The 13185-nt window shown below is 64.0% G+C and carries 13 protein-coding genes; 5 read left to right on the forward strand and 8 right to left on the reverse strand.

The window, feature by feature from the left end; genetic code table 11:
• Positions 1 to 3 precede the first annotated feature (3 nt).
• Genes P8T11_RS10570 through cysS form a run of 3 tightly spaced genes read right to left on the reverse strand, consistent with a single transcriptional unit; the run spans position 4 to position 3125 of the window.
• Complete coding sequence (locus P8T11_RS10570) at positions 4 to 969, reverse strand: acetyl-CoA carboxylase carboxyltransferase subunit alpha (RefSeq protein ID WP_006225512.1); 966 nt, start codon at positions 967 to 969, stop codon at positions 4 to 6.
• A 36-nt stretch (positions 970 to 1005) separates the two neighbouring features.
• Positions 1006 to 1650, reverse strand: a complete 645-nt coding sequence (locus tag P8T11_RS10575) for a DNA-3-methyladenine glycosylase family protein (RefSeq protein WP_268081990.1) — start codon at positions 1648 to 1650, stop codon at positions 1006 to 1008.
• Between the two features lie 20 nt (positions 1651 to 1670).
• Positions 1671 to 3125 (reverse strand): cysteine--tRNA ligase, encoded by a 1455-nt coding sequence (cysS, locus tag P8T11_RS10580; RefSeq protein WP_268081989.1) that lies wholly within the window; start codon positions 3123 to 3125, stop codon positions 1671 to 1673.
• Between the two features lie 288 nt (positions 3126 to 3413).
• Between cysS and P8T11_RS10585 the strand changes: the two genes are divergently transcribed.
• From P8T11_RS10585 to P8T11_RS10595, 3 genes are all read left to right on the forward strand, one after another.
• Positions 3414 to 4097 (forward strand): tetratricopeptide repeat protein, encoded by a 684-nt coding sequence (locus tag P8T11_RS10585; RefSeq protein ID WP_268081988.1) that lies wholly within the window; start codon positions 3414 to 3416, stop codon positions 4095 to 4097.
• Positions 4098 to 4231: 134 nt separating this feature from the next.
• On the forward strand, positions 4232 to 4741 hold the full coding sequence (locus tag P8T11_RS10590) for a peptidylprolyl isomerase (RefSeq protein WP_326494525.1): 510 nt from the start codon (positions 4232 to 4234) through the stop codon (positions 4739 to 4741).
• Positions 4734 to 5501, forward strand: a complete 768-nt coding sequence (locus tag P8T11_RS10595; protein ID WP_268081986.1) for a UDP-2,3-diacylglucosamine diphosphatase — start codon at positions 4734 to 4736, stop codon at positions 5499 to 5501. The genes P8T11_RS10590 and P8T11_RS10595 overlap by 8 nt, the downstream gene beginning before the upstream one ends.
• A gap of 345 nt (positions 5502 to 5846) precedes the next feature.
• On the opposite strand, the gene P8T11_RS10600 is transcribed toward P8T11_RS10595, so the two are convergent.
• The 3 genes from P8T11_RS10600 to P8T11_RS10610 all read right to left on the reverse strand — a co-directional run bounded on the left by P8T11_RS10600 (position 5847) and on the right by P8T11_RS10610 (position 9301).
• Positions 5847 to 6710, reverse strand: coding sequence for an undecaprenyl-diphosphate phosphatase (locus P8T11_RS10600; protein WP_268081985.1), 864 nt, complete (start codon positions 6708 to 6710; stop codon positions 5847 to 5849).
• A 17-nt stretch (positions 6711 to 6727) separates the two neighbouring features.
• A complete protein-coding gene (locus P8T11_RS10605) occupies positions 6728 to 8314 on the reverse strand; it encodes a TerC family protein (RefSeq protein WP_268081984.1) in 1587 nt (528 codons plus the stop codon).
• A gap of 201 nt (positions 8315 to 8515) precedes the next feature.
• On the reverse strand, positions 8516 to 9301 hold the full coding sequence (locus P8T11_RS10610; RefSeq protein ID WP_268081983.1) for an inositol monophosphatase family protein: 786 nt from the start codon (positions 9299 to 9301) through the stop codon (positions 8516 to 8518).
• Between the two features lie 130 nt (positions 9302 to 9431).
• Between P8T11_RS10610 and P8T11_RS10615 the strand changes: the two genes are divergently transcribed.
• Positions 9432 to 10220, forward strand: a complete 789-nt coding sequence (locus P8T11_RS10615) for an RNA methyltransferase (protein ID WP_268081982.1) — start codon at positions 9432 to 9434, stop codon at positions 10218 to 10220.
• 69 nt (positions 10221 to 10289) lie between these two features.
• On the opposite strand, the gene P8T11_RS10620 is transcribed toward P8T11_RS10615, so the two are convergent.
• Entirely contained in the window at positions 10290 to 11279 is a 990-nt protein-coding gene (locus P8T11_RS10620; protein WP_050448648.1) for a Bug family tripartite tricarboxylate transporter substrate binding protein, read from the reverse strand.
• A 160-nt stretch (positions 11280 to 11439) separates the two neighbouring features.
• Here P8T11_RS10620 and P8T11_RS10625 point away from each other — a divergent pair, with 160 nt between their 5' ends.
• A complete protein-coding gene (locus P8T11_RS10625) occupies positions 11440 to 12201 on the forward strand; it encodes an IclR family transcriptional regulator (RefSeq protein ID WP_268081981.1) in 762 nt (253 codons plus the stop codon).
• A gap of 83 nt (positions 12202 to 12284) precedes the next feature.
• Here the strand turns inward: P8T11_RS10625 and P8T11_RS10630 are convergent, their stop codons facing one another.
• Positions 12285 to 13130 (reverse strand): mechanosensitive ion channel family protein, encoded by an 846-nt coding sequence (locus P8T11_RS10630; RefSeq protein WP_268081980.1) that lies wholly within the window; start codon positions 13128 to 13130, stop codon positions 12285 to 12287.
• Positions 13131 to 13185 lie beyond the last annotated feature (55 nt).

A 13185-nucleotide genomic window follows, 5' to 3' on the forward strand; every position in this document is an offset into this window, starting at 1 on the left:
GCGTTAGGCGCGCACTTCCTGGTAGGCGCCGTAGGACAGCAGGCGTTGCACGCGCTGTTCCACCAACTGCTCGGGCGTCATGCCTTGCAATTGGCGCAGGGCGTCGCCCAGCGCGCGGCGCAACAGGCGAGCCATGACGCGCGGGTCGCGATGGGCGCCGCCCACCGGTTCGTTGACCACGCGGTCGACCAGGCCCAGGTCCTTCAAGCGCGGCGCGATGATGGCCAGGGCTTCGGCGGCGTCCGGCGCCTTGTCGGCGCTGCGCCACAAGATGGACGCGCAGCCTTCGGGCGAGATCACGGCATAAGTGGCGTATTGCAGCATCAGCACGGCGTTGCCCACGGCAATCGCCAGCGCGCCACCGGAGCCGCCTTCGCCGATGATCGTGCAGATCACGGGGACCTTGAGCTCGGCCATGGCATACAGGTTGTGGCCGATGGCTTCGGACTGGCCGCGCTCTTCGGCGCCGATGCCGGGGTAGGCGCCCGGGGTGTCCACGAAGGTGAACACGGGGATGCCGAATTTTTCAGCCAGGCGCATCAGGCGCAGGGCCTTGCGATAGCCTTCGGGACGCGGCATGCCGAAATTGCGGGCGGCGCGTTCCTTGGTATCGCGGCCTTTTTGATGGCCGATGACCATGCAGGGCGTGCCGTTGAACCGCGCCAGCCCACCAATGATGGATTGGTCGTCGGCGTACATGCGGTCGCCGTGCAGTTCGTGGAAGTCGGTGAACATTTCGCGCACGTAGTCCAGCGTGTAGGGACGCTGGGGATGGCGGGCGACAAGGGCCGTCTGCCAAGGCGTGAGCTTGGCGTAGATTTCCTTGGCCAAGGTCTGGCTCTTTTGCTGCAGACGTCCGATTTCGTCGGAGATGTCTACCGCCGAATCGGCCTGCACGTAGCGCAGCTGCTCGATCTTGTTTTCAAGTTCGGCCAGCGGCTGTTCAAATTCCAGAAATGTATTGCGCATGTAGTGTGGTTCCGTAGATGGGCTGCCTGGTGTGCATCAGTACTGGACCGGTGTCGGTTCCAGACTGCGCCATAAGTACCAGGTTGCCACGGTACGCCAGGGCTGCCACGCCAGCGAGACTTCGCGAGCCTCGAAGCGCGAGACAGGCTCGCCACTGAAATAGTGTAGCGAGATTGCCTTGAGCAACCCTGGATCATCCAGCGGCAGGACGTCAGGCCGCTGTAGATTGAAAATCAAAAACATCTCCGCCGTCCAGCGCCCGATGCCCCGGATGGCGACCAATTCAGAAATAACGGCTTCGTCGTCCATCGCCGCCCATTTTTCGGGGTGGACGCGGCGTTCGCCGAAGTGCACGGCCAGATCCAGCACGTATTCGGCCTTGCGTTGCGACAGCCCCGCCTTGCGCAAGCCTTCCAGGCCCACGCGCAGCACGGCCACGGGCGTGGGGCGCTTGCCCACGGCTTCGATGAACTTGGTCCAGACGCCGTCGGCCGCCTTGGCCGAGACCTGCTGGCCGATGATCGCGCGCGCCAAGGTCACGAACGGCGTGCCGCGCGAGGTCAGCCAGACCTCGGGGTGCTGGGGGATGACCTTTTTCAGGATGCGGTCGCGCCGCATCAGATGGGCAACGGCGGCCTCCCAATATTCAGGCTTGGGACCGTCGAGATCGGGGGTGGACATATCGGGCGTATCCACTGGGCTCACGCCCGTCGCCATTGCGTCAAGCCACCGGGCTTGTCATCGAGTTCGATGCCGGCCTCGCGCAGTTCGGCGCGGATGCGGTCGGCTTCGGCGAAGTCGCGGGCGGCCTTGGCGGCGGCGCGGGCGTCAATCAGGGCCTGGATGGCCGTGGCGTCCAGCGTGGCGCGCTGGCCTTGCTCGATGGCCACCGCCGAATAGCGGGTGGGCGACTGGAAATACGTTGCCGGGTCCTGCTGCAACAAACCCAACAGGGACGCCAGCGCCTTCAACTGGCCGGCGCTGCGCGCGCTCTTGCCCCGGTTGGTTTCAGACGCCAGTTCGAACAGGGCCGCAACGGCGCCCGAGCTGTTGAAGTCGTCATCCATGGCCGCCTTGAAGGCCTGGGCCTGCGGCTCGTTCCAGTCGATGCCCTGGTCGTCGGCGGGCACGTTCTGCAAGGCCTGGTACAGGCGGTCCAGTGCGTTCTGCGCGTCGATCAGGTTGTCGGGCGTGTAGTTCTGCGGGCTGCGGTAATGGTTGCGCACGATGAAGAAGCGCACCATTTCCGCTTCGCGCGGGTTCACGCTGTAAGTGGCGGCATCAGTAGCCGGGTCGCCCTGGGCGATGGTCTGACGGATGGTGCGGAAATTGCCCAGGGACTTGGACATCTTGTCCGAATCAACCATGAGCGGGCCGCAATGCATCCAGATGTTGGCCAGCGTGCCACCGAACGCGCCTTCGGTCTGCGCGATTTCGTTTTCGTGGTGCGGGAATTTCAGGTCGGGGCCGCCGCCGTGGATATCCAGAGGCAAGCCCAACAGGGATTTGCTCATGGCCGAGCATTCGATGTGCCAGCCCGGGCGGCCCATGCCGTAAGGCGATTCCCACTTGGTGTCTTCGGGTTCTTCGGCCTTGGCCGACTTCCACAGCACGAAGTCCAGCGGGTCGCGCTTGGCCGAGCCCACCGCCACGCGCTCGCCGGCGCGCAGGTCGTCCAGCGTCTTGCCGGACAGCTTGCCGTAGCCGGGGAACCCGCGCACGGCGTAGTTCACGTCGCCGTCATCGGCCTGGTAGGCCAGGCCGTTCTGTTCCAGCTTGCCGATGATGTCCAGCATCTCGCCCACGTATTGCGTGGCGCGCGGCTCGCGGTCGGGCGTTTGAACGCCCAGCGCCTGCTCGTCAGCGTGCATGGCGGCGATGTAGAACTCGGTGACTTCGCCGATGCGACGGCCGGTTTCCACGGCGCGGCGGATGATCTTGTCGTCGATGTCCGTGATGTTGCGCACGTAGTCGACAGCCAGGCCGCTGGCGCGCAGCCAACGCTGCACCACGTCGAACGAGATCAGCATGCGGGCATGGCCCAGATGGCAGAAGTCGTAAACGGTCATGCCACACACGTACATGCGCACCTGACCAGCCTGGGCCGGTTTGAACGGTTCTTTGGTACGCGATAACGTGTTGTAGATTTGCAGCATGGCGCTTATGAAGTGTCTGATTGCTTTCCGCGGCGGAATCGGAAAAAGTTGCCAGGGCGGGACGATACCCGCGCAGCTTGCCGCCATCGAGGGCCATCATCGAGGACCGCTCTCGAGGACATACTGCCCCCGGCTTTGCGACCCTCTGATTTGCAGGCTCTGGCCTGAGCTCGGACTCATGCCGAACCAAAAACGCAACCGGGGCTAAAATGGCGGTCGTCAAGTATAGCAAGCGGCCCGGTCGCACGTATCAGTGCTGCCCGGCCACGACTTTTAACGGATACCCACGTGACGATCAAGCCGCGTTTTTTTGTCGCCCTGCTCGCCCTGGCCCTTGCCGGCGCGCCGGCTGGAACCGCCCTTGCCCAGTCCATGGCTGGCGGCGGCGGGGCCAACCCGAACGCCACACGCACCACCCTGGACCCCATCCCGCCCGAAGGCGGCTGGGACGCCCTGGCCAATTTGTTGGAAGCAGCGAAACCCGGCGTCGACACGCGGCTGACGCCGTCGGCATCGCAGATCACCACCCGCATCGAAACGCTGCTGAACCGCGGCGACAACGAAGAAGCGCTGGCGATGATCGAAAAGCGCCAGGCTGAAATCAAGGACCAGCGCGGCACCGATGTGCAACTGATGTTCCAGCACGCGCGCGCGCTGGCCGCCCTGGACCGACCGGGCGAAGCCATCGACATCTATACCGAAATGACCACGCGTTTCCCGGAGCTTCCGGAACCTTGGAATAATCTGGCCGCTCTATATGCCAGCCGCGGAGAACTTGAAAAAGCGCAAGACGCCCTGCAAATGGCACTACGCGCTGATCCCGGCTATGCCGCCGCCCGAGCCAATCTGGGCGATCTGCAACTTCTACAGGCCCTGCGCACTTACAAGAAGGCCGCCAGCGATGGCGTGCCGGGCATGCAGGAAAAGGCCCGAGAAGTCGAAACCATGCTGAAGGATAAACAAGGCAAATGATGTCCCGTTACTCCCCCTTTCACCTGCTGCGCCTGACGGCGTGCTCGTTCGCGCTGGCCGCATTTGCCCCAGCGCTTGTCAGCGCCGCCCCAGCGGCCTCCTCCACCACCACTACTTCTGAAGGCACAAAAGCCATGAGCACCAATCCGCGCGTCAAGCTCGTCACGAACCAAGGCGATATGGTCATCACCCTGGATGCCGCCAAGGCCCCCAAGACCGTCGAGAACTTCCTGACCTACGTCAAGGAAGGCTTCTACAACGGCACGGTGTTCCACCGCGTGATCGACGGCTTCATGATCCAGGGCGGCGGCTTCGAACCCGGCATGAAGCAAAAGCAGACGCATGCCCCCATCGAAAACGAAGCCAACAACGGCTTGAAGAACGACAAGTACACCCTGGCGATGGCCCGCACCAGCGACCCGCACTCGGCCACGGCGCAGTTCTTCATCAACGTGTCCAACAACGATTTCCTGAACTTCACGTCGCCCACGCCGAACGGCTGGGGCTATGCCGTGTTCGGCACCATCACCGAAGGCACCGACGTGGTCGAAAAGATCAAGAGCGTGAAGACCGGCAACAAGGGCTTCCACCAGAACGTGCCCAACGAAGACGTGATCATCGAGAAGGCCGAAATTCTTGAATAAGATTGCCCTGCCCGGCCAGATCTGGCTGGCGTCCGACCTGCACCTGGGGCCGGCCACGCCGGCCACGTCCGAGGCATTCCTGGCATTCCTGGAAGCCGCGCAAGCAGACGCCGCCGCCTTGCTGCTGCCGGGCGACATCTTTGACGCCTGGATCGGCGACGACGTCATCCGCGCCGCGCCACCGTGGCTTGCCACGGTGCTGACGGCGCTGCGCGAGACGGCCACGCGCATTCCCGTGTGGCTGGGCCGCGGCAACCGCGACTTCCTCATTGGGGAAGAACTGGCCAATGCCGTGGGCGCCAGGCTATTGCCTGAGCCGGCACTGCTGGAAACGGATTTTGGCCAGGTGCTGCTGACGCACGGCGACGAGTTCTGTACGGACGACGCCGCGTATCAGCAGTTCCGCAAGATGGTCCGCAATCCGCAATGGCAGGCCGAGTTCCTGGCAAAAAGCATCCCCGACCGCCTGGCGATGGCGCAGCAGGCCCGTGGCGAAAGCCAGGCGGCCAACCAGACGAAGTCCATGGAAATCATGGACGTCAATGGCGCGGCCATCGACGCGATCTTCCGCGACACCGGCGTGCGCATGCTGGTGCACGGGCACACCCACCGCCCGGCGCGCCATGTGCTGGACATCGACGGCAAGAAATGCGAACGCTGGGTACTGCCCGATTGGGACTTCGACCACGTGTCGCCCCCCCGCGGCGGCTGGCTCACCATCGACCGCGACGGGCTAGAGTTCTACGACCTGGAAACGTAGGATGGGTGTAGCGCGGCAAGGCAAGGATAAGAATCCCGATGCCCCATCGCGCAAACCCATCAAGCAGCGTAGGATTTCCGTAGCAAATGCCGATTGATGGGTTTGCGCGTTGTCCCGCCTTCGCCCTAGCCAGCAACGTCTCGCGCCACACCCATCCTACGATGGGTATGGCGCGGCAAGGCATGGATAAAACCCCCATTCGCACAGCAGCCGTAGGATGGGTGTAGCGCGGCAAGCCATGGACAAGAACCCCATTCCCCACCGCGCAAACCCATCAAGCAGCCCCCCACCGCAGAATAGCTGCAGCCCGGCAAAGGCACGTTTACTTACCGCGCCAACACCACCTCAGCGCGTAAATATCCACGCCGCCACAATCCCGCCGAACACAATGCGGTACCAGGCGAACACTCTATAAGTATGGTTCGCCACAAACCGCAGCACCGCGCGCACCACTACCATCGCGCTCAGGAATGCCGCGATGAACCCCACGGCGATGCCCGACAAATCATGCTGGGTCAGCACGCCGAAGTTCTTGTACATATCAAAAACCGCCGCCCCCAGCATCGTGGGCATGGCCAGGAAGAACGAGAACTCCGTCGCCGTCTTGCGCTGAATGCCGGCAATCATCCCACCGATGATCGTCGCACCAGACCGTGACGTGCCCGGGATCATCGCAAAGCACTGCGCCACTCCCACGCCCAGCGCCTGCTTCCAGGTGATCTGCTCCAGCGTGTGCGCCGACGCCCTTTCATCGGATGCCGTATCGTCCGCCGCGCCCGGCGCGTCGCCCGGCGTGTGACGGGTCTTGCGCTCGACATACAGCATGATCAACCCGCCCAGCACCAGCGTCACGACCACCACGCCGGGGTGATAGAACACCGACTTGATGGTCTTGATGAAGATCGCGCCGATGACGGCCGCGGGCAGGAACGCGATGATCAGGTTGCGGGTGAACGCGACCTCGCTCGCCACGCCGGTCAGCGTGCCGCGGATCAGTTGGAGCAGCCGCGCGCGGAACACCCACATCACCGCGAGGATCGAGCCCAGCTGGATCACCACTTCGAACACCTTGCCGTCGCTGGACTGGAAATTGATCCAGTCGCCCACCAGGATAAGGTGGCCGGTGCTGGACACGGGGATGAACTCGGTCAGGCCTTCAAGAATGCCAAGAATGAAAGCCTTGATCAGGTAGAGCGCGTTGTCAGTCACGTTGGATAAGGGTCCGGTTAATCGTTGGCCAGAGGGGCTTCGTCCGACAGCATTTCCTGCGGCCGCTTTTCAACGCGCACCAGCGCGATCCGGCGGCCGTCCATTTCCAGCACCTCAAAGCGGAAGTGCTGGTGATGGGCTTCGTATTCGCAAACATCGCCTGGTTTGGGCAGGTGGCCAAAGCGCGACAGCAGGTAGCCCGCCAGCGTCGAGAACTCTTGCGCGTCGTCCACCAGGCCCTCGGTTTCCAGCACCTGTTCAACGTGGTGCAGGTCGGCTGCGCCGTCGATCTTCCAGATGTCGTCGCCGTCGGCCACGATGTCGGGCAATTCGTCTTCGTCAGGGAATTCACCGGCGATGGCTTCGAACACATCAATCGGCGTGACCAGGCCTTCAATGGCGCCGAACTCGTCAGCCACCAGCACCAGTTGGCCACGCGAGCGCTTGAGCGTGTCCATCAGGCGCAGAATGCCGATGGACTCGTGCACGATGATGGGATCGCGCAGGCGGTTGCGGCGCACGCGGCCTTCGGTGATCAGGTCCGCGACCAGGTCCTTGGCGCGCGCGATGCCCAGTACTTCGTCCAGCGAGCCCCGACAGACGGGGAAGAAGCTGTGCGGCGCCTCGGTCAATTGGTGGCGAATCAGGTCCGGGTCGTCATCGATATTGATCCACGACACATCCGTGCGCGGCGTCATGATGGACCGGATGGAACGTTCAGCCAGGGTCAGCACGCCGCTGACCATGTTGCGTTCTTCCACGCCGAAGGCCGGCATGGCCGGGCCGTCCATGTTGGGCAAGTCGGCCACGTCGCTGGCGGGTGGGCGCTTGCCCAGCATGCGCAGCACCGCCGAGGCGGTGCGCTCACGCATGGGACGGCGGGCGTCCAGCTTGAGCAGGTTGCGGCGCGCCACCTGATTCAGCGCTTCGATGGCCACCGAGAAGCCGATGGCGGCATACAGATAGCCCTTGGGCACCTTGAAGCCGAACGCTTCGGCCAGCAGCGAAAAACCGATCATCAGCAGGAAGCCCAGGCACAGCACCACCACGGTGGGATGCGCGTTGACGAAACGCGTCAGCGGCTTGGAGGCGATCAGCATGATGCCGATGGCGATGACGACGGCGATCATCATGATGGCCAGGTGGTCCACCATGCCCACGGCCGTGATGACGGAGTCCAGCGAGAACACCGCGTCCAACACCACGATCTGCGTGACGATCACCCAGAAGCTGGCGTACACGCGCGGCCCGGACGACCCACCATGCTGCCCGCCTTCCAGGCGCTCATGCAATTCCATCGTGCCCTTGAACAGCAGGAACAGACCGCCCACCATCAGGATCAGATCGCGTCCCGACGGGGACAAGGGGCCCACCGAAAACAAGGGCGTGGTCAAGGTGACCAGCCACGACATGACGGACAGCAAACCCAGGCGCATGACCAGCGCAAGGCTCAACCCCAGGACGCGCGCGCGGTCGCGTTGCTCTGGGGGAAGCTTGTCCGCCAGGATGGCGATGAAAATCAGGTTATCAATGCCCAGGACGATCTCAAGGACGACCAGGGTAAGCAAGCCGACCCACGCGGCGGGGTCCAGCAGCCACTCCATCAGGAGCTCCAAAAGTTACACGACCGGTAATCGTACATGGAAAATTCGTGACATGCCGGTGACGCGCCCCCCTCCGTTTGCCTGATGGCCATTGGCTTTGCGCCATGCGCAGGGCTTGCGGGGGCGCGTCGCGTCCAACAAAAAAACCGGCCCGAAGGCCGGTCTTCTTGAAGCCGGAGATACGCCGGAATCAGGCCGGGATCAGGCCGCCGACGGCGCGTTCAGCGAGCCCAGCATTTGCGTGAAGATCTTGGGCGTGGCGGCCAGCACGTTGCCGCTGTCCATCCAGCCTTGCTCGCCGTCGAAGTCGGCGATCAGGCCGCCGGCTTCCAGCACCATCAGACTGCCGGCCGCCAGGTCCCAGGGCTTCAAGCCCACGCCGCAGAAACCATCCAGGCGCCCGCTGGCCACGTAGGCCAGGTCCAGCACGGTGGAACCCATGCGGCGCACGCCGGTGACGTTTTCCGCCATATGGCGGAAACGCTGCGAACCCTGCTCGGGGTCGCCAGCATTGGGCCAGTGCGCGCCCAGCAGCGCTTCATGGTAGCGGGTACGGCTCGAGACCCGCACGCGGCGATCATTCAGGAAGGTGCCGCTGCCACGGCTCGCCGTGAACAGTTCGTTGCGCGAGGGGTCATAGATGACCGCCTGCGTGACTTGGCCGCGCTGCGTCAGCGCGATGGACACGGCGTAGTTGGGCAGGCCGTGGATGAAGTTCGTCGTGCCGTCCAGGGGATCGATGATCCACTGGAACTCGGCCTGGTCGGGACCTTGCAGCCCGAATTCCTCGCCCAGCACGGCATGATCCGGGTAAGCGGCATGCAGTGTCTCGACGATGGACTCCTCGGCGGCGCGATCGACTTCCGTGACATAATCGCGCGGCCCCTTGCGAGCCACGCTGAGTCGTTCCAAATCCATGCTGGCACGGTTGATAATGGTGCCGGCACGCCGGGCCGCCTTGATGGCGATGTTGAGCATCGGGTGCATAAAATTCCGTACGTATGCGGTGGGTTCGCGTGATGATAGGCCACTTGCCGCCCCCCGGATCCATCGTCGCCCCAACGGGGAAATCGACCCAAAAAACCAGGAAGGCGCGAAGCCAAACGCGCCATTTTAAATGACTCAAGCATTTTCACGTGTTCGCTTCATTATGGTGAACCCCAGCCACCCCGGAAACGTGGGTTCGGCGGCCCGTGCCATCAAGACAATGGGCTTCTCCGAACTGGTCTTGGTGGAGCCTAAATTTCCAGATGTAACCACCCAGCCGGAGGCCGTGGCCTTGGCCAGCGGCGCGCTGGACGTGCTGGAAAACGCACGCATCTACCCGTCGCTGGAAGAGGCACTGGCCCCGGTGACCATGGCCTTGGCGCTGACCGCCCGGGTGCGCGACCTGGGTCCCCCGCCCTGCGACATCCGCCAGGCGGCCGACCTGGCCCGCGCGCATCTGGCCAGCACGGCCGAGGGCGTGGCCGCCGTGGTGCTGGGCACCGAGCGGGCGGGGCTGACCAATGCGCAGATCGCGCTGTGCCACCGCATCTGCCACATTCCCGCCAACCCCGAATACAGCTCGCTGAACGTGGCCCAGGCGCTGCAACTGGCCGCCTGGGAATTGCGCTATGCATTGTTGGTGGAACAGGGTGCTGCCCTGCTGCCCGCCTCGACCGCGCAGGAACCGTCGCGCGGCGCCGAACCGGCATCGGGCGAAGCCGTGCAGGCGTTCCTGGCGCACTGGGAAGAGGCGCTGGTCGGCGTGCAGTTCCTGGACCCCGCCCATCCCAAGAAGCTGATGCCACGCATGCGGCACCTGTTTTCCCGCCCCGCGCTGACCCGCGACGAAGTGGACATGCTGCGCGGCGTCTGCACCGCCATGTTGGCCACGGCACGAAAAGGCCAGGCAAAAAAATAGGGATGGGCGCAATGCCCATCCCTGTTTCTGGTCAGCCCCGGCGGCAAGCCTGCCGGGGCAGCCCAAACATCAGTCCACCTTGGCGCCCGAAGCCTTGACCACCGGGGCCCAGCCTTCGACTTCCGACTTGATGAACGCGCCGAACTCAGCCGGCGTGGTCTTCACGGCCACGGCGCCCAGCTTGTCATAGCTGGTCTGCACGGCGGGGTTGTCCAAGGCCTTCTGCATGGCGGCGTTCAGCTTGGTGATCACTTCCGGCGGCGTGCCGGCCGGCGCCAACAGGCCGAACCACGACGACACGTCAAACCCGGCAAAGCCCGATTCCTGCATCGTGGGCAGGTCCGGCGCGCTCTTGGAGCGTTCGCTGGTGGTCACGGCCAGGGCGCGCAGCTTGCCCGATTGGGCGTGCGGCCAGGCCGACGGCATGTTGTCGAACATGAACTGCACCTGGCCGCCGATCAGGTCGGTCATGGCCGGAGCGCTGCCCTTGTACGGCACGTGCAGCACGTCAATGCCGGCCTTCATCTTGAAGAGCTCGCCCGCCATGTGGATGGACGTGCCGCTGCCCGACGAGGCGAACGCCAGCTTGCCGGGGTTCTTCTTTGCGTAGTCGACCAGTTCCTTGACCGACTTCACCGGCACTTGCGGGTTGACGACCAGGATGTTCGGCACTTTGGCGCCGAGCGCCACCGGCGCAAAATCCTTGGTCAGGTCAAAGTTGACGTTCTTGTACAGCGTCTGGTTGATGGCGCTGGTCACGGCCACGAACAGCAGCGTGTAGCCATCGGGCGTGGCGCGCTGGACGTAGTCAGTGGCGATGTTGCTGCCGGCGCCCGGCTTGTTTTCGACCACGAACGATTGGCCCAGGGACTCGGTGAGTTCCTTGGCCATGATGCGGGCGATGACGTCAGTGGTGCCACCAGCAGAAAAACCGACCACGATACGGACGGGTTTGTCAGGGTAGGCAGCATGGGCGGTACCCATGGCAAGTGCGCTAGCGGCGGTGGCCAGAACGGTAGCGGCGAAACGCCGCAGGCCAGGCTTTTGACCTGTAGTCATAGTGTCTCCGTGCAGGTACTGTCCATCAGATGGACGATTTGAATTATTGGATGACGCATTTTGATCTATACACGACGGGTGCATCAAGGTAGAGTCCACGCTACGGACAATGGTTTTCCCTTGACTATTCCGGAATAACCCTAACTTTTCAGAGATTTGCATGCCAGACAGTGATGCCGCGGCGGCAGGCCCACGGACTTTGCGGCGCGGACTGGCCGTGCTGGCCGCCCTGCGCGACCAAGGTCCCGACGGCCTTAGCGTGACCGATATCGCCCGCTTGACGGGCATACAACGCCCCACCATTTATCGTTTGCTGGCCGCCCTGCTTGACGCCGGCCTGGTGCTGCCCGTGACGGGCACCAAGAAATATCGCGCCCAACTGGCAGTGGACCCGGACACGCGCTCGCGCGACCCGCGCGTGCGCCAACTGCTGCCGGTGCTGCGCCGCCTGGCCGACCGCACGGGCGACGCCGTCTTCCTGGTGGTGCGCGAAGACGACGATTCCATCAGCCTGCATCGCGAGATCGGCAGCTACCCCGTCCAGATCCTGGCCACCTACGCCGGCAAGCGCCAGCCGCTGGGCGTGGGTTCGGGTGGGATGGCCCTGCTGGCCGCGTTGCCGGACGACATCGCGCGCGGCATCGTGGAACGCAACTCCGGCCGGCTGGACGAGTACGGCGGCATGACGCCGCAGGAAATGTACCGACTGATCGACAACACCCGCGCGCGCGGTTATTCGGTCGTGGGCAACCACGCGGTGCGTGGCGCGCTGGGCGTGGGCTGCGCGTTGCTGGACGCCCATGGTTCGCCGCTGCTGGCGGTCAGCGTCACGGCCATCATTGACCGCATGCCAGCCCAGCGCCAGCGTGAAATCGCGGGCTGGATCAAGGCGGAATTGGCGCGGCTGGTCATGCAGGCCTGATCGGCCCACCGCGGGCAAGATAAGAAAACGGGCGCCCGGATGAACCGAGGCGCCCGCTTGCCTTGAAGACCCAGCGCTGGCGATCAGGCCGCCGCGTCGGTCTTGTCCGCCGTCTTGGGGTTCTGGATTTCGCGCAGCGGAATCGGCGGCTGGAAGCCGGCCGCTTCCAGCGACGTGCGGATCTGCTGGTACAGGCCCCAGCGCAGGTCCCAGTACTTGCTGGTTTCAGCCCAGACGCGCACGTTCACGATGACGCCGCTTTCCTTGTACTCAAACACCTTCACCTGCGGTTCGGGATCTTTCAGCGCATCCGGACGCGCGGCCACGATCTCGTTCAGCTTGGCCAGCACCGCTTCCAGGTCATCGCCATAGCGCACCGGCACCGGGATATCCAGACGGCGAGTTTGATTGCGGCTGTAGTTGGTGATGGTGGCGTTCCATACCGTGCTGTTGGGCAGGGTCAGGTGGATGCCGTCCGCCTGGACCAGGCGGGTAAGAAACAGGCCGACCTCTTCCACCGTGCCATCGGCGCCCGAGCTCAGGGCCACGTATTCGCCCGCGCGGATGGGCCGCAGGATCAGCAGCATGATGCCGGCCGCGATATTCTGCAGCGTTCCTTGCAAGGCCAGACCCACTGCCAGGCCGGCGGCGCCCAGCACCGCGATCAGGCTCGCCGTCTGCACGCCAAAGCGCGCCAGCACCGCGATGACCGTAAAGATACGCACCGCCCAGACGACCGTGCTGTAAAACATCGGCACGATGGTCGGGTCGATCTTGCTGGAGCGCGTGGCGGCGCGCCGAACCCAACTGCCCAGCAACGACGACACCCACCAGCCGATGATCAGGATCAACAGCGCGACCAGCAGATTGATGCCCATCTCCACCAGCCTGGGGGCCCAGGCGTTGAATTCGTTCAAGGCGTCTTCCATGGAATCTCCAGCAAAAATGACAACCGAAAACTGTATCAGATGACGGATACGCAAA

Origin of the sequence: Achromobacter spanius (assembly GCF_029637605.1) — a bacterium.
GTDB classification, from domain to species: Bacteria; Pseudomonadota; Gammaproteobacteria; order Burkholderiales; family Burkholderiaceae_B; genus Achromobacter; species Achromobacter spanius_E.